The 24,475-nt window shown below is 41.5% G+C and carries 20 protein-coding genes and 2 tRNA genes; 10 read left to right on the forward strand and 12 right to left on the reverse strand.

The window, feature by feature from the left end:
* Positions 1-6 precede the first annotated feature (6 nt).
* Positions 7-657, forward strand: coding sequence for a Crp/Fnr family transcriptional regulator (locus GY843_RS17525; protein ID WP_297311530.1), 651 nt, complete (start codon positions 7-9; stop codon positions 655-657).
* Between the two features lie 119 nt (positions 658-776).
* Positions 777-853 (forward strand) — tRNA-Val (locus GY843_RS17530).
* Positions 854-1,407: 554 nt separating this feature from the next.
* Here GY843_RS17530 and GY843_RS17535 read toward each other — a convergent pair.
* Both GY843_RS17535 and GY843_RS17540 read right to left on the reverse strand, forming a co-directional pair.
* On the reverse strand, positions 1,408-2,325 hold the full coding sequence (locus tag GY843_RS17535; protein WP_297311531.1) for a hypothetical protein: 918 nt from the start codon (positions 2,323-2,325) through the stop codon (positions 1,408-1,410).
* A gap of 113 nt (positions 2,326-2,438) precedes the next feature.
* On the reverse strand, positions 2,439-2,582 hold the full coding sequence (locus GY843_RS17540) for a hypothetical protein (protein ID WP_297311532.1): 144 nt from the start codon (positions 2,580-2,582) through the stop codon (positions 2,439-2,441).
* 470 nt (positions 2,583-3,052) lie between these two features.
* On the opposite strand from GY843_RS17540, the gene GY843_RS17545 reads away from it, so the two are divergent.
* Both GY843_RS17545 and GY843_RS17550 read left to right on the forward strand, forming a co-directional pair.
* Entirely contained in the window at positions 3,053-3,316 is a 264-nt protein-coding gene (locus GY843_RS17545) for a type II toxin-antitoxin system Phd/YefM family antitoxin (RefSeq protein WP_297311533.1), read from the forward strand.
* A complete protein-coding gene (locus tag GY843_RS17550) occupies positions 3,303-3,575 on the forward strand; it encodes a Txe/YoeB family addiction module toxin (RefSeq protein WP_297311534.1) in 273 nt (90 codons plus the stop codon). Before GY843_RS17545 ends, GY843_RS17550 begins: the two co-directional genes overlap by 14 nt.
* Before the next feature lie 618 nt (positions 3,576-4,193).
* Here GY843_RS17550 and GY843_RS17555 read toward each other — a convergent pair.
* Both GY843_RS17555 and GY843_RS17560 read right to left on the reverse strand, forming a co-directional pair.
* Complete coding sequence (locus GY843_RS17555; RefSeq protein ID WP_297311535.1) at positions 4,194-5,135, reverse strand: potassium channel family protein; 942 nt, start codon at positions 5,133-5,135, stop codon at positions 4,194-4,196.
* A 150-nt stretch (positions 5,136-5,285) separates the two neighbouring features.
* Entirely contained in the window at positions 5,286-5,498 is a 213-nt protein-coding gene (locus tag GY843_RS17560; protein ID WP_297311536.1) for a hypothetical protein, read from the reverse strand.
* A 421-nt stretch (positions 5,499-5,919) separates the two neighbouring features.
* On the opposite strand from GY843_RS17560, the gene serC reads away from it, so the two are divergent.
* Positions 5,920-6,996 (forward strand): 3-phosphoserine/phosphohydroxythreonine transaminase, encoded by a 1,077-nt coding sequence (gene serC, locus GY843_RS17565; protein WP_297311537.1) that lies wholly within the window; start codon positions 5,920-5,922, stop codon positions 6,994-6,996.
* A 63-nt stretch (positions 6,997-7,059) separates the two neighbouring features.
* The gene (locus GY843_RS17570) at positions 7,060-8,052 is read left to right on the forward strand and encodes an ATP-grasp fold amidoligase family protein (RefSeq protein ID WP_297311539.1); all 993 of its coding nucleotides are present in this window, start codon (positions 7,060-7,062) and stop codon (positions 8,050-8,052) included.
* Positions 8,053-8,145: 93 nt separating this feature from the next.
* Here the strand turns inward: GY843_RS17570 and GY843_RS17575 are convergent, their stop codons facing one another.
* The 7 genes from GY843_RS17575 to GY843_RS17605 form a co-directional block, all read right to left on the reverse strand.
* A complete protein-coding gene (locus GY843_RS17575; RefSeq protein WP_297311540.1) occupies positions 8,146-10,314 on the reverse strand; it encodes a hypothetical protein in 2,169 nt (722 codons plus the stop codon).
* A gap of 121 nt (positions 10,315-10,435) precedes the next feature.
* Complete coding sequence (locus tag GY843_RS17580) at positions 10,436-10,840, reverse strand: SET domain-containing protein (RefSeq protein WP_297311542.1); 405 nt, start codon at positions 10,838-10,840, stop codon at positions 10,436-10,438.
* An 84-nt stretch (positions 10,841-10,924) separates the two neighbouring features.
* On the reverse strand, positions 10,925-11,932 hold the full coding sequence (locus GY843_RS17585) for a hypothetical protein (protein WP_297311543.1): 1,008 nt from the start codon (positions 11,930-11,932) through the stop codon (positions 10,925-10,927).
* A 238-nt stretch (positions 11,933-12,170) separates the two neighbouring features.
* Positions 12,171-13,592, reverse strand: a complete 1,422-nt coding sequence (locus GY843_RS17590) for an inverse autotransporter beta domain-containing protein (RefSeq protein ID WP_297311545.1) — start codon at positions 13,590-13,592, stop codon at positions 12,171-12,173.
* Positions 13,593-13,686: 94 nt separating this feature from the next.
* A complete protein-coding gene (locus GY843_RS17595; protein WP_297311546.1) occupies positions 13,687-13,875 on the reverse strand; it encodes a DUF6726 family protein in 189 nt (62 codons plus the stop codon).
* Positions 13,876-14,282: 407 nt separating this feature from the next.
* Positions 14,283-15,278: an HEXXH motif-containing putative peptide modification protein gene (locus GY843_RS17600; protein WP_297311547.1), complete on the reverse strand. Its 996-nt coding sequence runs from the start codon at positions 15,276-15,278 to the stop codon at positions 14,283-14,285.
* A gap of 453 nt (positions 15,279-15,731) precedes the next feature.
* Positions 15,732-17,591, reverse strand: coding sequence for a hypothetical protein (locus GY843_RS17605; protein WP_297311548.1), 1,860 nt, complete (start codon positions 17,589-17,591; stop codon positions 15,732-15,734).
* Positions 17,592-18,366: 775 nt separating this feature from the next.
* Between GY843_RS17605 and GY843_RS17610 the strand changes: the two genes are divergently transcribed.
* The 4 genes from GY843_RS17610 (at position 18,367) to GY843_RS17625 (ending at position 24,229) form a co-directional block, all read left to right on the forward strand.
* Positions 18,367-18,843 (forward strand): hypothetical protein, encoded by a 477-nt coding sequence (locus GY843_RS17610; RefSeq protein ID WP_297311549.1) that lies wholly within the window; start codon positions 18,367-18,369, stop codon positions 18,841-18,843.
* A gap of 53 nt (positions 18,844-18,896) precedes the next feature.
* Positions 18,897-19,634 carry a M48 family metallopeptidase gene (locus GY843_RS17615; protein ID WP_297311550.1) on the forward strand — a complete coding sequence of 246 codons (738 nt, stop codon included), beginning with the start codon at positions 18,897-18,899 and terminating at the stop codon, positions 19,632-19,634.
* Positions 19,634-20,290, forward strand: coding sequence for a hypothetical protein (locus GY843_RS17620; RefSeq protein WP_297311552.1), 657 nt, complete (start codon positions 19,634-19,636; stop codon positions 20,288-20,290). Before GY843_RS17615 ends, GY843_RS17620 begins: the two co-directional genes overlap by 1 nt.
* Positions 20,291-20,437: 147 nt before the next feature.
* Entirely contained in the window at positions 20,438-24,229 is a 3,792-nt protein-coding gene (locus GY843_RS17625; RefSeq protein ID WP_297311554.1) for a DUF4214 domain-containing protein, read from the forward strand.
* Positions 24,230-24,334: 105 nt separating this feature from the next.
* Here GY843_RS17625 and GY843_RS17630 read toward each other — a convergent pair.
* A tRNA-Asp gene (locus tag GY843_RS17630) sits at positions 24,335-24,411 on the reverse strand.
* Positions 24,412-24,475 lie beyond the last annotated feature (64 nt).

The raw sequence follows: 24,475 nt of genomic DNA on the forward strand, positions 1-24,475 counted from the left end.
TTTTAAATGATTAACCAGTCAATAGATGATTACTTAGCTCTCTCTGAAGAAGGTTCAAAACTGCTAAAAGGGTCAACTCAGGTCATTCAGGTACCTCGGCATGAGGTGCCAATTCATAAAGGCGATAAAGTTTCTGGCGCTTATATGGTGACTAAGGGTTGCCTGCGTGTCTTTACCTATACACCGAACGGCAATGAATCTACCTTTTACCTGCTTAACTCTGGCGAAACCTGTGTATTTTCGATCAACTGCCTATTTAATAAATTACTCTATCCTGCATGGGTGGTTGCGGAAGAAGATACTGAAGTTTACGTAATAAAAGGCCAGACCTTTAAACAGTTATTCACTAAAGAACCTGTTGTTCAGGATATGACAATCGCTGCGCTGTCTTCTGCAGTATTTAAGTTGATGATTGAAGTTGAACAGCTGCAGGGTTGGACCCTGAGTCAGAGGCTTATCAACTTACTGCTAACTCAAGCCAATGATGAAAATCAGGTAAAGATGACGCAGCAGGAAATAGCTGGGCGATTAGGTACCACCCGGGAAGTTGTTGCGAGAATTCTCGGGGAAATGTCAGCAGCAGGCTGGATTAAAACCGGTCGAGGAAAGGTATCTGTTCTTAATACTCAGCATATGGTCAAAAGCATTGCTGAATGAAGCTGTCTTTTTAGCCTAAGACTATTTAAGGGACCTGAAACTGAGATTTTTACTCTCAGCTATTGAAGAGATAAGACCGAACCGTATAATACACCGCACTTCCTCAAGTGAAGACCTATAGGACTATAGCTCAGTTGGTTAGAGCGCTACCTTGACATGGTAGAGGTCGGCAGTTCGAATCTGCCTAGTCCTACCAGACATAAAAGAAACCGCCTCTTGGCGGTTTTTTTGTGTCTTGAATAAGTTGTCTGAACTGCCGAAGGCAGTCGAGCCGAGCGAAGCGAGACAGCAGCGCATGCTAATGCGATGACCCGAAGGGGGACAATGCAGCGCATAATCCGCCTAGTCCTATCAGATATAAAAGAAACTGCCTTCAGGCGGTTTTTTTATGTCTGGAATAAGTGGATGCGGGCCGTAGGTTTCAGCTGAGTATAGTGAGCGAGGCAGTGACATTGATAATTTAGCTCGAGGGGGGAATTGAAAGCTGACAATGAATCCGCCTTTGCTGCAAATAAAGTGACCAAGCTCGGAAGGCTTGCACAATTCGGAAAGTGAGGAGCTAAACTATGAACACCTCGCTGAAATTGTCACTAAAAACTGAAGATAAACCCAAAAAAATTAAGTGTCAAAATGTGGGCATGTGACTTTTGATGGTGAAGTGATCCGCTCCCGCTGTGTAAAGGTTCACACAGGGGAAGCGTTATGTAGGTGTAAAACGTGGGTTAAGGTGGCCTTCTAATGTTGTCCGTTTTAGCCTGGATTTTGCGCGGTGGAAAATTCTATAGCTTTAATTAGTTTTTCATCAAAATTAAATCTTTCTCGATCTCTAAAATCTATGGACAAATTAAGGAAATCTAAAAGTAGAACCATTAGAGACGCTTGTCGGTTTAATAATTCATCATAACCGATAGGATTATTCATAATGTCGATAAGAGTATTGTTGTACCTAAAAGAATAGTATTTTTTTGTGGTGTCAGTTCCAATTGAAGCCTCAAGATCCTTGCATAAAAGTATTAGACCTTTAAAGTGATTTGCTAAATCACAGTAGTGGTCTAAAGCTGAATTATTATTTTGGTCTCTTAATGTGTTGAGAGAATTTACAGATCCAGCTCCCCGTATTATTTCTTCAAGAGATTTATAAATCTTTCTTCCATGAGTCTGGTTTATAACAATCTCAGTTTCTAATCTTTTTTCAATATTCTGGGATGCCGTAATCAGTAAACTTTGTATTTCTACCAGCTGTACTTGTTTCTCTGCGGCCTCTGCTGACTTCGTCATCTGCTTGGTTGCTTGTGACAACTCTTTCTGATTAAGCCTAAGCGTAGTGAGAAGTGCCATTAGCCCCAAGAGAGCAAAACTTGGATTTAACATTCCGCCGAAAAAATCTCCGATCGTACCCATTTGGGCCAATATTTTTTCATCAGCTTCATCTACATTTTTAAAGGGGTAAGAAAAGAAAAATGAAATAGCCAGAATTGCAAAAATAAAAGCTCCAAACATAGTGAAGCCAATAAAGCTTTCAAGCCTCTTTTCATCATTTTTGGGTGAGAATAGCAACACTATTTTTGATTTAAAAAATACTGCAGAGTTCTTTGCTTTGTTATATATATCGCACCAGAACTCTTTCGTTTGTAATTTAGTTTTCGGGGTTTTTATCTTTATCTTCATTGGATATTTCCTGCCACTCATAAGCTAAAAATATGTCCGCATTTAATGTTGGAACCCAGCCGCATAACTCTGCACTGATTGCTTTTTTTTGCAATCACGCTAGGCCGATTGCCCTAGCCGATGATGTAGTGATGATTCTCATCACCTTGCTTGGCTACAATCTGTATATCTTTAAGCCAACCGTACTTAGTGCATTTATAGTCAGTTTTACACCACCTAGGTTTTGTCCCGTACATGGTGATTTCAACGATTTCCATGTTGTTTACGCCGGGCACAAATAACGACAAGCAGACCAGCCTTTCTCAGCGTATGTTTTTTCTTCTGCTGATAAGTATTTGCTGTAAGTGGGGGTGACTTCATTGCCGCAGGCAATTAGAAAAAGCGCGGTGGTGAATAGTGTTTCTATCCTGAACATAGTTAATTCCGTTTACTGCATCCGTGTTTAGTTTTTGCGCGGTAAAACACCATACATTTTGCGGCTTTTCCCTGTCAACTTTTCCCTATTTTCGCTATGCAAACCGTTTAATAATTGGAACCTACTAACAAAGGTGTGAGTAATTTCCCGCTGAGGGTGTTGTACGTAACGGCGGTGGATTGGTTTGGGCCACCGTGTTTAGAGAGATTTGATGAAATTATTGACTGTACAGGTTTTTGTACAATATAATCTTGGCAAGTGATGTGAAACTAAGAACTCGAAACTAAGAACTCGAAAACGGATTAATACGGCATGAATGTCATTTCATATAGCGATGCCAGAGCCAGCCTAAAAGCGGTGATGGATTCGGTATGTGATTCGCATGAGGCTGCGGTGGTAACACGGCAGAAAGGAGAGGATGTTGTGGTTCTCTCAAAAGCGGATTATGACAGCATGATTGAAACTCTCTATCTGCTAAATAATCCTGCAAATGCGAAGCGCTTAACCGATTCGGTTGCAAGAATTAAGGCTGGTCAGGCTCAAGAAAGAGACCTGATACAGGATGACGAAGGCTAAGAAACTTTCGATCAAATTTGATCAATCTGCCTGGGAGGATTACCTCTACTGGCAGAAAACTGACAAGCAGATGCTAAAACGCATCAACAAGCTGATAGAGAGTGCTCAGCGCACCCCTTTTGAAGGCTTGGGAAAACCGGAAGCATTGCGCGGAGACCTTTCGGGTTTTTGGTCGCGCAGGATCGATCGGGAACACCGGCTGGTGTATACCGTAACCAATACGGAGCTGATTATTGCAATGTGCCGGTACCACTATTAAAAAAGGGCCTTAGAGCCCTTTTTCTATTCTGCCTAAACTTAGCCAACTATCTCTTCCATAAGTTCTAGCAAAATCTTACGTTGCTTTGAACTGAGCTGATCAAGCAGGCTGATGACCTGCAGGTGATGTGGTTTTATTGTCTGGTGTTTTTCACCGCAAAACATTTATACGTCTGGTGGTATGTTTAGGCGCTTACAGACACGGGCATGGTCATGCATGTGTTAGGTTCTGAGCCATCTTCTCTTTCCCAGCTTTTCACTGTGGACTCAGATTTATGCATGTACAGCGGCCATTCCATGATGCTTAGTTTTTCGGCTTTCCGTGCGGCTTTGATAATGAGGTGTCTCACGCCGTTATGGTAGGCTTTTGTGTGGGGCGGGTCTGCCTTTGTCAGAACGTATATCTTTTAAGTGTGAAAAGGTCAGAATGGATGACCTTTTCTGTTTGAAGTTATGATGTAACCTACTGCCCCTACTGGAAACTGTAGCCGCATAGGTAAGTGTATGAACGATTTTACAGACGTAAGTTTTAAGAAAATCTCACATCAGGAACAGGCAGTTGAGTTGCTGAAAAAGCGGGTAGTGCTGTATAAGGCTGATCTACCCGCAGCAGAGAGAGCTAAGCGGGCGTTTCAGTTGAGGGTTGAGGAGTTGAGGTGGGAGAAGGCGATGCAGACTTTCTCTTGATGTTCCCTAAAAAATCCGAAGAAGAAATGTCTTTCAGCTCTTGATCTAGTTCGCTTAAAATTTGAAATTCCAGCTTTAAATCAGATAATAATTCCTCAAGTAAGATTGCTTCGTAAGCGTTGTTATTACCTGCGATAAAACCTCTATATGCCTTAGGGATGAGTTGTATTTGTTCCGGGGTAAAATAGTGCACTTCAACTGCTTCTATGAAGTTGACGCATTTCTCTTTGAATTCAGGCCACCTTTCAAGGTGTTTGCTGATGATTATGCTTTGAATGAAATTGGAACAGTCGGCCCGCCTAGTTAAATATTGATCTAGATGGAAACTTCCTTCTTTATCTTCCAATCCCTCTAAGTGTTCCACTGTAATAGGTACCCCTCCCTCAGGGGTATCAATGTGGAAGTCGCTTAGTGGTATAGATGCGCTAGGCACTAGGCTGTATATGGTGCGTTGAAAATAAAAAACCTTTAATCCAAATATCAGCTGTAAATGTGAGACATAGTCCAAATCTTTTTGCAAAAGTACAGAGGCTTCTCTAGATTTTTCAATATCATTAATCGTTGAGGAGTGTTGGTGTGATAGTGCATTCAAAAACAAACCAATCATCACGATTCCCAACAGAGCCTCAGACGCTGTAGCTAACTGCCCAACCCAATTCTCAGGGCTTACATCCCCATAACCCAGCGTGGTGATGGTAATAACGCTGAAGTAGAAGCTTTTTACGATGTACTCGAAGGTATTCCCTTTATCAATTTCTATGAGGCCGGGAACCAACAGATAAATGCCGGTATACATCAGCACCAGTGAAAAATAAAACGATGCATAGAATTTGGGTGGCTGGCTTATAAACTGCTGGAATCTTTTAAATCTCATTTCAGCTCTCCTTAGCTATAAAACTTATAGGGCAATTGTTTCCATCAGTACCGCGGCGGTGTCCGGATCGATCTGGCCGGTTTTAGCAGCGTGGCGGTAAAGGCCGGTTATCAGTTTGGCCTTATCTTTACTCTCCAGGGCTATATGCTCCTAAGCTAGCATGTTTTCTACGTGTTCGATGACGGCACGTAGCAGCAGAGGATCTGCTGGATCAGTCAGCGTTGATTGTTGGGGGAGGAGATGTGAAAGATTTTCAGTCTCGTTTTCTGCTTCAAATCTGCCAACAAAATCTGTACCACCAAACAATGGGGAAGAGTCTATTCGGACTTTGCTCAGTTCTACTTTGTCAGGTTGCATATGCATTTGTTGGGTTTCTTTTTCTAAGGCCTAATGCTAAACGAGATTAACTTAATATATAACAAGGGATTGAAGCCATTATGAACTCGAAAACCATAAGTTTCGATAGCTAACTATTAGTTTTAGTTGTATGCGATTGAAAAACTGTTTGGTTCGATTGGTAACGTTCAATGACTACCTAGCCCCACCAAATCTTTACTAATAATTCAGTGTTATCCAGGCCTGCTTTGCAGATCATGTTAGTGGTAAGGCCGGGTGTAACTATTTTTTTGTGAGTGAGTTCTTTAGGAACGAACTGGGGAAATGGGTTTGTGGATGAGACATTGAGGTTACCTTAAATGATGACTGTCTTCATATAAGCTGCTTGACGTAGAATGACAGCCTTAAGCCAATATCGAAGCTCTAGACAACTGGATATAAAATATTCATGCAAACCTCCGAATACCCCGTACATAATTTTTATGCTGGACCAGGTAAGTTACCAACCTCTGTTTTAGCGCGTATTGGCAAAGAGCTACATAACTACAGAAGTACCGGTATGTCTGTGGTTGAGATCAGCCATCGGGCAAAACCTATTGTTGATCTGATTGAAAGAACACAGCAGAAATTCAAAGAGCTATTAGGCCTGGCTGCAGGAGATGAAGTTCTGTTTTTGCAGGGAGGAGGCAGTATGCAGTTTATTATGCTGGCAATGAACCTCTCAGAAAAAGGCGATAGCGTTGATTATGTTGATACGGGGTATTGGTCAAAAAAAGCTATAGGAGCTGCGTTAGAGTTAGAGCGGGATGTACATATAGCAGGCGTTTCTGAAACAGGAATACCAAAACACCTGAGTATTAGAGAGAACGCTAAGTATCTTCATTTGTGTTCCAATAATACTGTAATGGGTACGCAGTGGTTCCAGTTTCCTGAGACAGATGTTCCTCTTGTTGCTGATATGAGTTCAGATATTCTGAGTCGTTCTATTCAGGCGAATGATTTTGGATTAATTTATGCTCATGCCCAAAAAACTATTGGTACCTCTGGTGTCACAGCAGTAATCATTCCCGAGAAAGCAAGAGAGCAGCTGCTGCCAGTTACACCAAGTTTTCTAAGTTACGCTAGCCATATAGAGGCTGCGTCTAATTACCATACACCACCAGTATTCTCTATTTATGTTGTTGAGTGCATGCTCGACTGGTTGAGAGATGAAATTGGAGGTGTTGAAAATATGGAGAAAATAAATCAGGAAAAGGCTGAAAAGCTTTATGCTTTTATTGATCAATCAAGCTTATTTGACTGCCCTGTTGTCAAAGAGGATAGGTCAATGATGAATGTTGTATTTAATCTCTCCGATGAAGGCTTAACAGATAAACTCCTAAATCGTGCGGATGCAAACGGAATGATTGGTATAAAAGGCCATCGTTCAAAAGGTGGGCTTCGGGTTAGCCTATACAATCCAGTAACCGTAGAGGATGTTGAGGCGTTGATCCAGTTCTTAACTGATTTTGAGAATGCTAGTTAATATGTGTTGCGTTGGATGAATTTTGAGTTGAATGTAAATTTTTAGGCAAAAAGGAATAAGAAAGTGGCAGGCAAGGATTTTAAAGTTAGCCCGAGTGCAACGATAGATTTTTTAACAACGCTGTTGGAGGCTAAGCCAGACCTTTTATATAAACCGCAAGGGCAGGGTAAATGTCGTGGTATCGATTTTTATCCGACATCTATGTTCATGCCCGCTTTATCTAATGCTCTTGGTACTTTTTTTACCGCCCATAAAAGGTTGCCTGATCTGATCAACCTACCGACTACTGCCGACTATTTTTTTAAAATGAAGTTTTTTGGTGAAATCCCCATTGCACCAAACCCCGCGAGCAAATTAGATGCCCAATATTATATTCCACAGTCAATCAAGGACGATATAAAAGTTCCCAAGAGATTCTGGCAGTCTACACAGCCTTGTTTACCCGAAGATGAGGAGATACCGCCAGGAACCTACTGGTTGAAACTAGACTTAGGGAATGCGTCACTGCGGAAGATAGAGTGGCCACCAAGTAAGGATGAGCGATCTGCATTAAATACAACTGCTCAGGGTTGGATGGAGTCTCGCTATGGCGTTAATTGGGGTGAATGGTGGTACGGCTTAGGTCCTCAGCGAATATTTATCGAAGAGGATCTTACTGATTACCTGAGCACTAGCAGCGAAGTTAAAATCTACGTAAGACAAGGTAAACCTGTCTTGTACTATACCGTGCAATATCTCAAGAAGAAGGTAGGAAATTCCAAGTGGTTGGTTAATTATTTTGATGCCAACCATAACCTGATTCCTGGATATTGTTCCTATGGTATAAATGGCGCTAAGTCGAAAATGGCGCCTCCTGCTGTACCTGAAAATATTGAGCATTATCTAGCTCTTGCAGCAGAAATCGGTAAAGATTTTGACTTGCTGCGTGTTGATTTAATAACGGCCCAGAATGATAAACCGTTTTTAGGTGAACTTACGCTTTGCTCAGGTAATGCCCGGTTTGTTTTTACACCTACAGAACTCGAAGATACTATCAGGAACTCTCTATTCAGTTGAGCCTAGTTGCTGTGGGTTACAAGGTATAGTTTACAAGGCTATGGGTTATAAATTAGGGAATCTTCGAATAAGTTCTGAGTTTGGTAGCCTAATTTACCCATTTTCTGCAACTAGATTCACCGCTTTTTCAAGGCCGATCCCTTTACTCAATAACGTGGCTAGAGTGATCAGGCTCGGAATATATTGAGTCGTGTGAGTTAAACTTAAAGTTAATTCGGTTTGAGTCTGTTCAAACTGTACTCGTAGCTTTACCGAGTTATGTTGCGGGGAGCTGAGAACCTTGATGTAGTTCAGTTCTTTCTGTTTTATCAATTTATCGCCAAACTCAGTTTCATCAATAATCGCGAAAACTTTATCTGGTTCATTTTTTAAGCACAGTTCTAAAGCTGAATTATTGTTCACTAGAATGATTGTTGCTGAGCGGGCTGCATCTATCAAACACTGGTCAATGGTGCTGGTTGAAACTCCGTTTTTCCAAACAGGTGTAGTGATTAAGGTGTTGTTGCAATCGCTAATTATTGCGATATCACAAGCTCCAGAACCTACACCGTAGTCAGCGAGTTGTTCCGGTGACTGCTCAACTACGGCGCTCCCTACAGTATTATTTCTTAATAATTGTAAGTTAGGGTTTTGGTGGTCGATCTGCTTTGAATTGGCCCACATCTGCCCATTAATAAACATGCCTTGGGAGTTGATATGGCCGCAACAATTACCTTCTTTATTCAGAATGCTCACTAATAACTTTGCTGCTTGTTGTGATATATCACTCGTTTTCAAAGTGATAATGGGCACATCACCGAATCTTACATTAGGTGCTATTTTTTCGACGATACGTTTACTTATATCGATGAATTCATTCTTCTCGGTATCGAAATAACTATGAATTTCAGGAGCATGGTTCACTTCGATAACCACAAGTTCCTCCTCATGAAACGGCTTTGAGATATCGTTGGTGATGACATCAATGCCTAAAATCTCCACCTTAAGGGTTGTCGAAATTCTTTCTACAAGCCTCTTATTCTCTGTGTGGATGTCGCTCGTTACGTTTTTAAAAGAGCCTCCCGTAGACCAATTGGAGTTAGCTGATAATTTGACGAGTTGGCCTTTTTCGGGGATTGAGTTAACAGTGAGGTCCTGTTTAGTAAGCATCTTCTGTTCAGAAGGGCCCAACTTCAGGGGGATTAACATTCCAGAAATATCAGATTTTGATTTCCTGGCGGGTTTGTCATTTTCAATATCAACCAGTTTTGTAATGGGATGTACCCCATCTCCAATCACTGCAGCGGGAATCATTTCATAGCAATCAAAAAAATCGCCGTTAACAACTTCAATTCTATAGACGTTTCCCGGGACAAATTTTTCAATAATATTTTGTCCGTTATGCTTCGTTTCCAATGCCGATAGTGCGTCAGATAGCTCTTCCTCACTTTGCAGGTCGGAATATACAAGTGTGCCACCGGCACCTAGGTCCGCTTTAATTACAACAGGAAAGCCTAAGTGATTCGCTAGTTTTAGCGCGTGGGTTTTATTTGCAATTAAGCTTTGTTCAGGTGTGTTAAAGCCAAGTTGCGATAAATATTGTTGGGTTTTAGCTTTACTTGAAGCAACAGAAACACCTAAGCCAGAAGAATCAAATAGAAAGGTGCTAAATAGGTATTTGTTCTGTTTGCCAAAACCGATTTGGTAAGCATTACGGGTTTGGGCTGTAAAATCCAGAGCTATCCAAGGTTTGCTTCCTTGTCGCAAACTCCGTTGGATGTCATTTGTAACACGTGTCTTGCAATACTGAGAGGGTTGGGAAATGAAGTTGTTGAGAGCTTCAGCATATTCCGAGGGAGTAATTGAATTCTTATGCTTCTGCTGAGTATATAAATCTACAACGTAGTTAATCGCATTTACTATGATGCTTTTGCTTAAAATGCGGTTAATTTCGGGGAAAGCAATGAAAACTAGTTCTCTTTTTTCATCCCAGGTAATTACGGGATGTTCGGTGTAGAGATCTAATTTTTTGAAAACTGCCACAGCAATCTGACAACATAGTTCTATCGATGAAGGGAGTACCGCTTTCTCGTCAACCCCAGAAAAATCACTCAAAGTAATACCAATCTTCTTGAGTTGGAGCTTGGCTGCCTCTTCAATTAAGTGGTCAAGATGGCTGAACGATCTGATTGCTGGTGTGGATAGGTCAAATATTGCCAAAATAGAAGGGGTCGGGCAGAAGATTGATGCCCCCATGAGTGTTCGAACTGATGAAAAACTCATTAACCTTTTCCTATATGAGATTCGCTTGTCTTGTATTAACAGTACTTGGGGTATTCTGCGGCGGTATAGTGTGTCATTGGCTATCCAATTTCACACATCTTTCCCTGTTACAGTTATTCAATTATGCCTCGATGAGGTTTGGTATTTGCGAGTTCATTGCGCCTCTGCATAGGTCTGAGCCGCAGTGGCACTGATTGAAGCCAACAACTTGGGATTCGATAGTTTCATAATCGAAAGTTATCTCTTCCCCGGCACTGATTTCTTTAAGCGCTATAAAATCGTAAGCATTATATTGGTTTGCTACTAGATAGCAGTTGGGCTGGCAGGAATGATTTACAAGGACGCCGGGCTGATCAATGAGGATATGCTTACCCTTCAGCTCTAACGAGAATTTATCTCTGTGGGGCAGTATCTTTAGTTGACGGCTGCGAATAACGGTTTCATTTTTTGAAATATCTTTGGCAGCATAAACAGCGCGCCCAACCCCGGAAACTCCATGGGATTCAACTTTTATGAGTTCTTTCATGTTGTTTAATTTGTCTTCCTCTTTGACTAGAGATGTAGATAGTACAAAGAGTTGTGTAGAAATGCAGCTCTAGTGTGTCAGGGCTTATTTCATGGACATTGGGGCGTACCAGGTGTCGGTATTACTGAGCTCATCCTGATAAGAGAATGATTGCACCGGAGGTTTCTCCATGTATCTCATAGCGTCACCTTCCACAATACCTTTTGCAAACCTATAGATTGCTAGATAGGCAAGATGGCGGGCTCTTTTTTGAAAACCGTGACTCGATACATTAGAGAAAAGGTCATGAGTATCACCTTCCACTGTAAGAAATCTCGTATTTGTATGGTTTCTTCGCGCAAACTGATCATATAAATTTTGGTCTTCAGGGAGAACAACCTGATCATCGCGCGAACACATTATGATCGTAGGTAAATGACTTCTTTCTGGCAAAGAAAAAGATTTATATAGATCTGAGGCCCACTCTGTTGCTTCATAGTCCAGTTGTGGATAAGCGCTGTACATTGCTTTGGTGTTTTTCTCGACAAGATCTTTCACACCTGGGTATGACGAACTCATAGATACCACACCAGATATGAGCGGCTTCTGGTTTAGTTTTTTTGCTTTTTCATTTATTGCATCAGCAAGAAAAATACCTAGCGCCCCTAAGTAACTGCGCCCTAATAAAATAATTGGTTTTTTTACTTCCAAATTAATTTTATGGAAATAGGTCCAGTAGAGGTCGACGATAGATTCTATATCCGGCAAATCATGAAAACTAATTGGGTCTAGGTTTTGTTTTTGGGCTATGTCGAGCATTGCCTTGTTGTGATAACCGGGAAAAGAAGGTGCTTCAGCAGATATTCTAAAGCTTGGAAAAGATCTGCCTATGATACCTGCTGTTGAGGATGCTTTTTTTAACTCCCCACGGTAGTTGAAGATCCTTAAGGCAGGACGCATTGAATCAGCATTACTGATTGATGGTACGCCTAAACCATGGAAGCATACTAGATGAACATCAGAGCTTCTTTGAGATGTGATGTCGGGTTTGATGCTAAACAGTCTGGTTTCTTCATCAAAAGCATAAGTGCTTTCTGAGTAAAAGGAATCCATAGGTTAAAGTCGTAATTAATAGAAGGTTGATAGTACTAGAAACCAGACCTATGAAATAGGTGAAGGAAAGGGGCAATCCATTTTTGGGGTCTACACGCTGCTTAGGTATGTCCATCAACAGCAAATACCCCTGGCTTAGAAGGTTCTTCAGTAGGGGGTTAACCCAACTTTTAGAGCTTAGATAGCTTATGGCCAGAATAAGGAAGGGGCCAATTATCTCGACCAATGTGGGAGCTGCTTAAAATTGCTCTTTAAACGGTACTCCGAAGCGGTATAAAAACTCTATTTCGGCTTGAGAGACAACTTCATCAGATTCCAAGCTGTCATGCTCTAACCTGAAAAAGACAGCCGGGGAGGGGTTATACTGTGCGCTGAAAGCGTATCCAACATCATCTTGTGTGCTGAGCCCAAACAGCTTGTAAGTTTTTATACCTAATTCCAAATCAGGGATCTCAGGAAGCCGCCCCTTAATGCCTAAATCTACGCCATTCACTTTGGTGTTATGCTCTTCCTTCCAGGAAGAAGGTTGCCAATCGCTCAGGCCTTTATAGCTGTATGCATACAGGTCAACATCCTTACTTTGAGCTAAAAGCCCCACGCCAAATTGTCTTTTATTGGCATAGCGACGGTGATCATAGATGATGTTTCCACCCAAAGACCAACTATCGTTCCAGTAAAGCTGAGCATCCGTGAGATTAAGGTGGTAAGTGGTAGATAGGGTAGAACGCCGTTTCAAAGCCCCGCCCTTTAAACCATCCCAATCCAGCTTGTATTCTTTATGAGGACCATATTCCGTTACCTTGCGGATGCCTTGCTTGAAACCTCGTTCAGACAACTCAATATGTTGATTGTTAAAGTGTACTTGGTCCAGAGTTTGGGGGAGCTGTTCGTTTATAGCCAACGGATGGGTTACAGAGTGATTCACAACTAATGGAGGCACTGCTGTGTAACTTGCTAAGAACTGATTATCAAAGTCGTCATTAGCGTTACTGCCATACACAAATGAATGACGAGAAGTGGTGTTAACCGTCGGAGCTGTTGTAATTTCCTTCTTCCTTAAAAAAGCGTCTGCAATCCCAATATGTGAATGTTTAAACAGCATTGCTTGTTGTCGAGATTCGAATGGACCTACAAAAACTTGATGTAATTCCGACTTGAGTTTGACCACCTTGACTTGCTTTAAAAAGAATTGGCGTTTTAGCTTCGATAGGTTTGGTTCATTACGTAAAGTGTAAACCTGCAGCCAGAATGAGGTTGGTTTCTTCGAGGCTGTGTGCTGTCCCTTGGTGAATCTTATAAATGCGCCAGTTATCCCACGCTGCTGAGCTTTAGACTGAGCTACCTGTCCCTGTATATAGGTTGTATAGGGGCCAAGCAAAATCCGATAGAAGCCTTTATCACCTTTGTGAACAATGATTTTGTCTTGCTCAAATGAAGATAAAACCCCGGTAGGTTTCTTGTTCGGAGCTTGGCTGATTGCGTAAAGCTGTACCCAATAAGAACCCACCTCCCTTTGAGCTTTGTTTACTGGTTGCCCTGGTAATTGGTAGGTGGGGTTAGCTGAAACAGTGGTTGAAATCAGAAGCACCACAAAGGAAAGAAATACACTAAAACTAACCGGCTGTTTTAAGTGGTCTTTGATTGCTGATCTGGTTGGCATTAATTACTTCAATTACTTCCTAATCCAGCTATGCCTCGAAACAAGCTGAATCGTTACTGTCTAGTAGGTTCGAACGGTAGGTTAGAGTGGTAGGTTAGAGCGGTATCTCATCTATACCATCAGCAATGGCGTCAATCCCTTCATCTATTGGGCTTCCCACAACAGGCACGGCTGAGATAACAGCACCACCTACTCGCATAGGTACAGTAACAACCTTTGTCAGGAAGCAACCGGATAAAAGGGATGTCAGGGTAAGTAACAAGATAAGTCGTTTTAAAGCCATGTGGCTACATACTCATGATTAAGTGACGGTACAAATGATTATGAAAGTTCCACATTACCGATGAATGTATCTGGCCAATTGCACTACCGCTTTGCTGCGGATAACGGTGCCGACACCAATAGCTGAACTCAGAACCCTCAGTTTTTAGCGCCCGGAATTATATCCGAACTCACCTTGCTCGGCAGCAAGTTCGGTAAATTTCTTTACCAGAGCACCTAGGTGTAATGAGTGCTGAACATCGAGCTTAGGAAGTGCTGCCACTATATGACTTTTACCTGCATGTAAGATCGATGTTTGTCGCGTTAATCTTGAATGGCGGATGAGACTCGAACCTGCGACCAATAGATTCAAAGTCTAGCGGCCTTTGCTCTGTTGTATGTTGTGAGAGGAAAAACGGGGTAGGAAAGTCAGTATTTTATGTGGATATGAGGTTCCATAAACTCAAAACAATTTTTCATTACAACGGTTCCTATTTCGGATAATTCTCCTTCTTTTTCAATCATTTGGTAACCGCTAACAAAGTCGTTAATGTTTCTTTCTAACGCTTCTTTCGCATAGTTTCTATTTTCTGCATCCAGGTATTCGCATTCAGCTATCATTTGCATAGACCAAAACATTCTAGCGGTCACAAAAGTCGCGTGAAAAATTCCTTCCATTGGTCTTGGGTCAGTTCTAAGGGCTGAGCTATACCGTGAGTGTTCATCATTGAGGGTTAACCTGCCTTTGGATGCATACCCAAACAGCAGCATATGTGCAGATTCATGGGCAAGCACCTCTATTAATTCGCTAACTGTTTTCGCATAGTTCGCATGTAAAAAAAGCCCCCCCCACATCATATATGAGGAACCGCCTGCGAACTCAAACTTAGATCCGGAAATAGGTTCAACTAGTATTATTTGAGAAATTAGATTGCGAATTTCAGAGGATAGATCCGGTATGGTTTTATCCATAACGTCAAAGGCGATCTTTAGATTTTTTTCAAACTCTGTAATGACTTGCTCAGAAGGAGATTGAATTAAAAATTCAGTTTCCTCTTCTAAGTTCATAATTCCTGCTAAACGAAAGCCTTGTTTATTAAAGGTATCGTTATCAAGGGTTACAACTTCTGGGGTTTGCGCATTTATAGGTTTTTGCTGACTCAATAACTCAATGATATCAGTGTAGTTTTCATCGGAATTACCTGACAAAGCAAACACCAGGTGTGTATATAGAGCAAAGGTTAAGGCTGAATATTTCTGGCCTTGTGCTAGTTGATCGATCAAACAATCCAAAGAGCTTATACCCTCTGGAACCTCAGTATTTAGCTTTGCTTGTATATACTTGAGACTATCAGCCAGACCCGCTCTCATTGTGAGGTCGAGAGTATTAGCGCGAGTAGGAGAGGGTAAAAAATTATAGTTCATCAGAGTTCAATCATGACCTGCTTTCTTGATATGTAATGCAACCTTAAAAAAACTGGTATGGGTATTCTTGGAGTGCTTAATCAACCTGCGCCAACCTCATCTACATCACTCTGAAATTACGACTGACTTTTCGCTATGTGCATCATCATTACCGAAGCTGATGATCTACGCTGCATGTATTGCGATTGGATGTTTTCAGACAATAAAAAAGCAACCAAAAGATTGCTTTAACAAATACTACCTAGACTAGTAAACGGGTTACTTTGTTGCTGGTTTAGAGACCTTTTTAGGCACTCCAATCTTTGCAGAAGCAGCTGAAGAAACTCTGATCGCTTCTTTTTCCTTAGTCAAATTGAAACCATACAGCTTAGATGGGTCTAGCTTAATGTCCTTGCTCATATATACCTCACCGTGGGGTAGCCATTGCCATTACTTCAGATGAAATACCCGAAGTTAATTTTTTCTATCACTACAAAAATTGTCTGTCAATAACCTAACTACCTTTGTTCTATCGCTAGGTCTGCTATGTCTCAACTCAATACTGTCGTTGACCAAATTGAGTTGTTTTACATCTTTAAAAGCAAATCCGGTGTCTAGGAAGTCATCCGTTTGCACAACAACAATCAGTATTTCCATCTCCGTATTGCTAAGTAGAGCTTGGCAAAACTCAAAGAGGTTTTCCCCGGTACAGTGGTATTTTTCACCTTTGAAATCAATTGTCTGTTGATGATTAGTCAAGAAAGCTTTGGTTTTTGGTATTACTTTTTTATGGAAATGTTTCGCTTCAAGCCAAGCTTTATCATCTCCAATATAGAGATAAATTGGTAATTTGCTACTTAGCAAACCCAATGATCGCAAATACCTTTCGTGATACTCATCTGCTTGAGGGCGTGCTGCGTTCCCGAGATGCGGTGAATAGTTTATTTCGTTTATTTTTCCGTTAACTTCGTACCAAGGCTTGGAGATGTCCTTAATTAATAAATCAATACCAACTGAGCTTAACCTAAATAACCTTCGAACCCTTTGGGCGAGTAGGATATTCTCGGGATGAATTGTACTAGTACAAATGTCAACCACACCGCCTTCAGCGAGACTGGAAAAACAGCGTAAAGGTACATATTCAGCTGCTTTAGGAATGCTGTTTAAGTCGTGTCCAGCGTTCTGTATACACTGCACAGCCTGAGAATCCATTGGGAATGGTTTTAGCCTCATCCAAGGGGCTTTTTCCGCTTCATTCTCATTGGCTACTTTGATGAGCTCTTTGACTGTATGCTTGCCATCACCTTGAATCGACTTTGGCATCCGTTTACTTACGTAAAGAAGTTCATCATTGATCAATGCAATTCGATGAACATAACCCTCCAGATGTTCTTCAACCATAATCTGATTGGAAAGCGAGAGAGCTTCGGAATAAGCGCGTTTCAAAGTATCGTGGTCATTGATATTGGTGGTTACGCCTTCGCTTCGCTCCCGGTCTGCAGGTTTTATCACCAGCGGAAAGCCTAGTTGAGTCGCTTTTTTAAGCAAATCCTTTTCATTTAGGATCAGGCAGTTCCTCGGTGTTGGTAGTTTTGCCGAACGAAGTACTATTGATGTCTGGAATTTATTGCAAGCTAGTTTGCAGCCCATCGACGAGTCTGTATCTACAGATGAGCTCATAATTAAATGCGCCTGCTTACCCCAGCCCAGCTGAAATACGCTCCTCCCGGTGAGGTGTTCAAACGGAATATTGTTTTTGTGGGCGCTATGCAACAAAGGGACCGTGGAATCAGGAATACAAAAAGATTGTTTGATATGAAGAACGAGCTGCTTTTCTATTTTATCTAGCAAAGCAGCCAACCTCTCCCCAGAGTTAAAAATTATCTCCTGAACTATCTGTCCTGCCGCTTTGTAGAAGTTAGATCGAATTTCAGAGTCCACATAAGGCAAATGAGGAATTAGGCAGTGAGCAATAATAACCTTTGTTCTATTTTCGGATGATTGAACGTTGTGCTCGATGATTTTGCCTGGCTCAAAAACTGGTAGTCCGGCGTATTGTTGCATTGAGCTGGCTAGATATAAGAGGCGCTTGATCAGTGCAAGGTAGGGTTGTTCGTCAATATCAGTACCAAATTCTTCAGCTATGCCAAATTTGCTTTTCAAAATGTGGTCTAACGTAACGAAGTCTATTGTTATTGTAGAAACAAACCGTACGTTGATTTCCATTACGGGCTGTTTCAAGCCGATAACATAACCTTTGTTTAGAAAGATATTCGCCATCTTAAAGTCAACCGCATAGCTGTTTCTCACCTTTATAAACGCTTTACCTCTCACCCACAACGGCTGTGATAGTTATGAGGAGCTTTATACGTTGATCGATTATTCGGGTAACTAATTGTTCTAATGGGGCTGATTCGGCAAGGGGGGGATGAAATCTTTACGGTCATTAAACAACATGAAGCAGGTAGCGCAGACGATGAAGAGATTTAGTGGCTATAAAGAAAGAGAACATATATTTACCAAGCGCAGGGTGCTTGAACCCAGACAGCTAATCAATGCTATTAATAGGGCGGATAATGCTCTATATGAAGCTAAGGAACCTGCGAATAAGTCCCTGCGGTTTATGCAAGAGCCTGCCGTGCGCAAATTCCAGGCGCAATCTGCAGCTAATGGCCATAGTCCTTAGCATAGGTTGCAACAACAAAGTTGGGTGCGGCAGGCCTTGAGTGCTACGGGACTTATTCGTAGGTTCCCTAAGCATCTTGGTCAGAATTAGGTTCAAGTACATCAAGAAAGTCAGAAAGAATTTTATATGGTGCGAGAGTCTATAAAAGAGGGGAACTTCAGTAGTATTTTTGATTCTTTTCTATTGTGATAATCTGAAAAAGGTTACTTTTTGTAGGTTTTTATCTACAAGGTAATTCAATTCGCATATGTCTTATCAGGCAGGGGCAGGAAGCCTTTTTCAAGACCCAAACAAGGAATGTTTTCAGTGGTTATTCCATACAAAAGTAATTTATCTCTCTGGCGTTTTCATCGGCAACGATCTAACCCATTTTCTGTCGTGTTGAGTGAAAAGCGGAATTTTCTGAGTTAAGAAGGAATCTTTATGAACACAAGTATGTTTAGGCCTCTAGTAGTGGTTGCAATATCTTCACTTTTGACTGTTGGCTGTACGGCCAATAAGCCAAAGCAGGTCGCTACTTTTGATACATCTGAAACGTTTCAAGCATCAAAGGATGAAGTTTGGGGCAAATTGGTTCGATTTATGAGTACCAATCAGTTAGGTATTTCGACTATCGAAAAAGATAGTGGTTTGTTAGTCATAAACAATCAAAATGTCGCCCAAAATCTTTTGAGCTCATACTGCGATTCAGGTTCAGCTGTACCATTCTTGTGGGTTCCTGTCGGAGGAAAAGTAAGTGGAAATGTTACTGTTGTGGAGGATGAGGGTTTTTCAACAGCAAGTATCAACATTTCCTTCAATCAAGTTTCTGAATTTTGTTATCAAGGGTGTAAATATACGACAAAGCAGTGCCAGTCCCTTGGTTCGTTTGAAAAAGCATTATTATCCAGCTTAAGGTAATGGAAGCATAAAAGTGAGGGGCATAAGCCCCTTCCTTTTTGACTAGCAATAACATGGATAAATTAATTTTTTTATTGGTTTTGAGTGCCATCTTATCGGGGTGTGTAACACCCTCGATTAAACCGGTTAAAACCAAAAAAGGTGAACAAGCGGTTAGCAATCGGCAGGTGCTTGAGGCTGCACGGGAAATTAATTCGTACAACGTGAGAAAGCCTCCTAAGAGGTATTTTGATGAAAATAAGCAACTGTATAAAAAGACTGTGAAGCGCATTCTGCCAGCTGCCATCACCATATGTAAGGAAATTAAGGGTAGTTCTGAGACATGTAGTTGGGATATTGGATTGGCAAATAGCCGCGCCTTTAATGCCTATGCGACTGGTGACAAAGAGATCAAAATATTTTTGGGCGTTGTCGAAAATATCTATTACGAAGATGAGTTGGCTTTTGTTATAGCCCATGAAATTGGGCACCATTTAGCTTCTCATATTACTGAAAGCATGATTACTACTGCTATAGGGGCCGTCTTAGGAGCTTCGGTGGGAAGCCCTGATCTTGGGGCAGGTATTGGAAGAGCGGCATTCTCTAAATCCCAGGAGATCGAAGCTGATTATATTTCAATGCTGGTGTTGAAAGAGGCTGGGTACGATATAGATAGAGCGAGGGAGTGTTTAATTCGAATGACAAGAATCGGGGGAGGGGGTGTTTACTCTGTCTTTTTAGGAACGCATCCAAGTGGACCTGAAAGATTATTGAGGTTTGATAGCAATTTTGCAGAGATGGAAAAGGATTAATGAAAAAAACATCTATCATACTTACGGTATTGTTATCCCAGCCCCTGTTTGCTGGAGATAAAAGATTAAATCTCGAGTGTGAAGCCGCTCCAGTAGACAGTCTTAAATATAACGAAGAAGCATGGGGGAGTGCTCCGGGTTTGACTCCTCAGTTTGCAAGATTTGTTAATACGGATAGTTTCTCAACAGAACGAAATGAAAGTTGTATTACTGATGATCAGGGAAAGGATTGTGCAGCTATCAATAATTTAGTTTGGTGTGAAAAACCTAAAAGCTCATTTGTTTTGAAAAGCATCAGGGATGATAACTCATTATTTATCGTTGCAAATCGCTGTGATCAAGGTTTTAAGAAATACGTAAAGGTTAACGAAAGATCATCTGATAAAGAACTTGTGCTAATGGAAGATAAAATGTTCTATCAAATCGAACATCAACATATCCGAGGTACAGCTCTTATCAGGCAGCCCATTTTAATTTTGAATACGACATTAGGCAGTGAATACCCTTTGGTTATTCAGTCTTTTACAGCTGAAAAATGGGTCAGAGAGCTCCCAGGGAGTAACATCAAAAGTCTCAAGGATGGATTAGGGAGTGCGCCAATACCGCAAGATAAAGCTATATCCTTCTCTACAAAATGCTCTAAAAAAAGATTATAGGTTTAAGTCAGAGCGGCAAGATGGTTATACCTGATACAAAATGCCAGCTCTCATCGTGATAACAAAGTTACCAATTTATGTGCATGATCTGGTAACCTTTCAGTTGCTGCTTAGCATTACTTTTAAGGATAAAAGATAAGGACAGTCATGGACGATTTTGAAATTATTGACATTACTTTTGATATGTCTGTTAACCCTGCCGGACACACAGATATATCTTTCGAGATTGAAACCACTGCAAGCTTATCTGAAGCAAATAGTATTGAGTTATTATACTGGTTGGTGGGTAATGACCAGAAATGGGTGACTTTATATCGCTCATCAGATGAGCCATTGAAGTATGAGTATAAAGGTACACTATCTGCATATACTTCAGCAGGGATTTATGAAATAAGGACGATTAAAGCTCTTGATAATTCTGGTTCTGAACTTGAATTTTGGACGCAAATATTATCAGCCAACAAGTTACAAGCTTCCTTTGATTTTACTAATCCCAATTCTGATGAAGAACCTCCAGTATTAAATCAATTTATATCTAATGGCTTTTATTTCGATGCAGAATCTAATCAATACAAGATAGATTATCACCTGCAAGCTGAAGATGTTGGTTTGAGTGGATTACAACATTCAGCAATAGTAGAGCTTTTCAATCCATCAGGAACACCAATCCAGCAGAGGCTATATTTCGACGATAGCGGAAGCGCGGATAGCTCCGAATTATTATCACTTTATTCGGCCTCAGGTATTTATACAGTAAACACTATCAGGCTGTATGATAATGCCAGTAACTCCGTAAGTTATAAGACAGCTGATCTCGAAGAACTTGGCTACGACTATAGCTTCGAGCTGGTAAACCCTAACTCAGATGTTCACCCTCCCGTTCTTGAAAGCTTAGAAATAAACCCATTAATGAATTCAGCCACTGGAAGGCTTGAAGTTGAAGTGCGTCTGGATTATTCCGATGAATCATCCGGTATTAGTAGGGCCCGTGTAGCACTCTACGACGACAGCGGTGATGTATATGAGTCAATAATTTATGGTGACAACCACACTTTTTTCTTTCCAAGTGGTGTGGATTCTAGCGAAATTAGATTGGGTCAGTTAGTTCTCTTTGACAATGCAGAAAATAGTATATCCCTGACATATTCTGATATTGAGGAGATGGGTTTTGCCTCTTTTGTGAATATAGGTCCTCCGCTACCCAAACCAAATTCACAACCTCAGGGGGAGTTAGTTATTTTAGGCTCCGCCATTCAAGGCGCTGAATTAACTCTCGTTAATTCGATTTCTGATGCTGATGGCCTCGGGGATATGAGTTATCAATGGTTGGTAAATGGTGTTGCAATAGACGATGCTGTGGATGAGCAACTATTGTTGACTCAAGAGTATGTTGGGAGCGTTATTGGTGCTGTAGCAGCTTATACAGATAATAGCGGAACAGATGAAATCGTTTCTGCGGTGCCGACAAGCGTCATTACTAATGTGAATGATATCCCAACAGGTTCTGTCACTATCACTGGAGATCCCTATAAGGGGCAGACTTTAAAAGCCTCTAATACGCTTCAGGATTTAGATGGGTTAGGGGAAATAAGTTATCAATGGCAAGCTGATGGAATAGAGATAGATGGAGCCATAGGAGATGAATTCTTACTAACAGTAGATCAAGTAGGATCTACTATCACTGTTGTTGCTTCCTATATGGACGCTCAAGGCACTGTTGAATCAGAAACTTCATCAGCTACAACGCCTGTTATTACTGCCGTTTCTGGAGCTGTAATTGACGGTTATGTGGCAGGTGCTTCTATCTATATTGATGCTAATGATAATGGCATTGCTGATCCAGAAGAAGATACAGGTGTTGATACAGATGCGAATGGTAATTTCGAGTTAGAAACTACCCTGAAAGGCTCAATCATAGCTGTAGGCGGGACTAACGTAGATACAGGGATCCCAAATAGTTTAGTACTCACTGCTCCAGAAGGATCGTCGGTAGTCACACCGATAACCACCTTGATAGATAGTTTTGCTAGCGATCAAGGTGTTTCAATCAGTGATGCTGAAGAGCAGGTTCAAACTGCTTTGGGTATTCAGCATGATGTCGATCTCTCCCATTATGATCCCCTTTCTGAGGATACTGATACCTCCGTTACTGTTCATTCTAAAGCGACTCAGATTGCAACTCTGGGTATCCTTGCTACTGAGGCAGGGAGTAGCTTTGAGGAAGTTGTTTCAACCCTCACTAATTCTGTTGTTAGCGGTTTACCACTCGACCTATCAGACGAAACCTACTTAGCAGATGCTTTTGCTGGTGTGCTGGGGGCAACAGAACTGATGCAGGCTGTAGAAACTAATCTTGCACTTGGAAATGCAGATGATTTTAGTGATATCACTAAAGCACAGCAGGAGCTTAGTAATACTTCACCCGAAGGCATTATCAAAATCTCTGGGCTTGTTTCAGTTGGTCAGCAGCTAGAAATTGATAACAGTTTAACTGATGCTGATGGTCTAGGTGAGTTTTCCTATCAGTGGTTACTTAATGGTGTTGCAATTGAGGGGGAGACCAATGCTGCTTTTACTCCTAATGCGGAGCAGGCTCATCAGGAGATAAGTGTTCAAGTAAGTTATACAGATGGAAATGGAATGCTGGAAACGGTCACGTCTGAATATGTTACAGCATCAATTTCTGACCTAATCGCTGAGCGATCTAATGAAACAGTGATACAAGCAGCTTATGTTGCTTTCTATGGTCGACCTGCCGATCCAGGTGGCCTTTCAGTTTGGGCTGATGCGTTAGGTAAAAGTGGCGGCGACTTGGCTGCCGTTATTGATGCATTTGGTAGCTCTGACGAGTTTAATGAGCGTTATGGCCATTTATCGAACCGTGATCTGGTTAACGAAATCTACCTGCAATGTTTCAACCGTCCAGCAGAAGAAGAGGGCCTTAATGCTTGGAGTGCGTTCTTAGATGACGGAATCATGAATCTCCAGGATATCGCCCTTTCTATTCTAATGGGGGCTAGAAATAATGATGCCATAACCATTATGAATAAGATTGGCTTCGCTGAAGACTTTACTGAAAATGTGGCTTTGGGTATTACGCAATATCGCGGCTCAGCACAGGCCAATGCCATTAAAAATATTCTATTGAATGTATCTCATGAGAGTCGAGATAGTGATTTTGGCGCATTAATTAGCTCTTATGCCGATTGGGCGGCAGATAATCCCGCTCCAGAGCCAGAGCCAGAGCCAGAGCCAGAACCAGAACCAGAACCAGAACCAGAACCAGAACCAGACCTGTATGGGGAATTATATCTTCCAGGTGGTGCTTTGGGTTTGGTGTTTGATCATGAGGGAACTTCTGGAAAGGATAATATTAGTTTAAGTCTTTCTTCTATTCACGAGACCGAAGTTATACAGGCGCTAGGCGGAGATGATCGGTTGGCGGTAACTTCATATGGTCTGAGCTTTTCTGCTGCTTTATTGGGCGGAGATGGTAATGATTATTACGTGCTAGATGATGCAGGCTTCTTTTATATTCACGACTCATCAGGCAGTTATGATCGGGTGTATCTGCCAGTCCATTTCAATGAACTGGCTTCCGCAACATTTAACTCCGGTCAAGACTTAGTTGTTTTTAACGAAGATTTGACGGTAATTGTATCGGACTGGAAAAATCCGGCTAACAGAATTGAGCAAATTGTTCTGAGTAATGGCAGCTATTCATATTCAAATATGGTGTCTGCGGTGAATTATTATTCTCAAGGGAATCTGTCTGACAGTACGATGGGACTAGCTGCAGGTATGACTGCAAGTGAAGTCGATCCTCATATCGAGCTTATGGAGTATCTTGGCGATCTGGATAAGCCGTTATCAGATTACCTTGGAATCGAACTTGTAAGTGCTGTTAACTCAAATGAGTTAATAGATGTTCTGTTGTAGTGATACTGTAGAATAAATCGCGTTCTGCGTGATAAAAAGGAAAAGGGCGCTTCGGTGCTCTTTTTGATTTAAGCATCAAAAGGTATTGGCAGGCTAGAGTGTAAATGGCGGAACGGACGGGACTCGAACCCGCGACCCCCTGCGTGACAGGCAGGTATTCTAACCAACTGAACTACCGCTCCGCAGCGGGTAGATAATGGTGCCGGCACCAAGAGTCGAACTCGGGACCTACTGATTACAAGTCAG

The sequence above is a fragment of the Neptuniibacter sp. genome, assembly GCF_024231755.1.
Classification (GTDB): Bacteria; Pseudomonadota; Gammaproteobacteria; order Pseudomonadales; family Balneatricaceae; genus Neptuniibacter.

Coding starts and splice junctions, on each gene's coding strand:
- GY843_RS17525 (WP_297311530.1), top strand. CDS start 7: ATGATTAACCAGTCAATAGATGATTACTTAGCTCTCTCTGAAGAAGGT.
- GY843_RS17535 (WP_297311531.1), bottom strand. CDS start 2,325: ATGAAGATAAAGATAAAAACCCCGAAAACTAAATTACAAACGAAAGAG.
- GY843_RS17540 (WP_297311532.1), bottom strand. CDS start 2,582: ATGGAAATCGTTGAAATCACCATGTACGGGACAAAACCTAGGTGGTGT.
- GY843_RS17545 (WP_297311533.1), top strand. CDS start 3,053: ATGAATGTCATTTCATATAGCGATGCCAGAGCCAGCCTAAAAGCGGTG.
- GY843_RS17550 (WP_297311534.1), top strand. CDS start 3,303: ATGACGAAGGCTAAGAAACTTTCGATCAAATTTGATCAATCTGCCTGG.
- GY843_RS17555 (WP_297311535.1), bottom strand. CDS start 5,135: ATGAGATTTAAAAGATTCCAGCAGTTTATAAGCCAGCCACCCAAATTC.
- GY843_RS17560 (WP_297311536.1), bottom strand. CDS start 5,498: ATGCATATGCAACCTGACAAAGTAGAACTGAGCAAAGTCCGAATAGAC.
- serC (WP_297311537.1), top strand. CDS start 5,920: ATGCAAACCTCCGAATACCCCGTACATAATTTTTATGCTGGACCAGGT.
- GY843_RS17575 (WP_297311540.1), bottom strand. CDS start 10,314: ATGAGTTTTTCATCAGTTCGAACACTCATGGGGGCATCAATCTTCTGC.
- GY843_RS17580 (WP_297311542.1), bottom strand. CDS start 10,840: ATGAAAGAACTCATAAAAGTTGAATCCCATGGAGTTTCCGGGGTTGGG.
- GY843_RS17585 (WP_297311543.1), bottom strand. CDS start 11,932: ATGGATTCCTTTTACTCAGAAAGCACTTATGCTTTTGATGAAGAAACC.
- GY843_RS17590 (WP_297311545.1), bottom strand. CDS start 13,592: ATGCCAACCAGATCAGCAATCAAAGACCACTTAAAACAGCCGGTTAGT.
- GY843_RS17595 (WP_297311546.1), bottom strand. CDS start 13,875: ATGGCTTTAAAACGACTTATCTTGTTACTTACCCTGACATCCCTTTTA.
- GY843_RS17600 (WP_297311547.1), bottom strand. CDS start 15,278: ATGAACTATAATTTTTTACCCTCTCCTACTCGCGCTAATACTCTCGAC.
- GY843_RS17610 (WP_297311549.1), top strand. CDS start 18,367: ATGAACACAAGTATGTTTAGGCCTCTAGTAGTGGTTGCAATATCTTCA.
- GY843_RS17615 (WP_297311550.1), top strand. CDS start 18,897: ATGGATAAATTAATTTTTTTATTGGTTTTGAGTGCCATCTTATCGGGG.
- GY843_RS17620 (WP_297311552.1), top strand. CDS start 19,634: ATGAAAAAAACATCTATCATACTTACGGTATTGTTATCCCAGCCCCTG.
- GY843_RS17625 (WP_297311554.1), top strand. CDS start 20,438: ATGGACGATTTTGAAATTATTGACATTACTTTTGATATGTCTGTTAAC.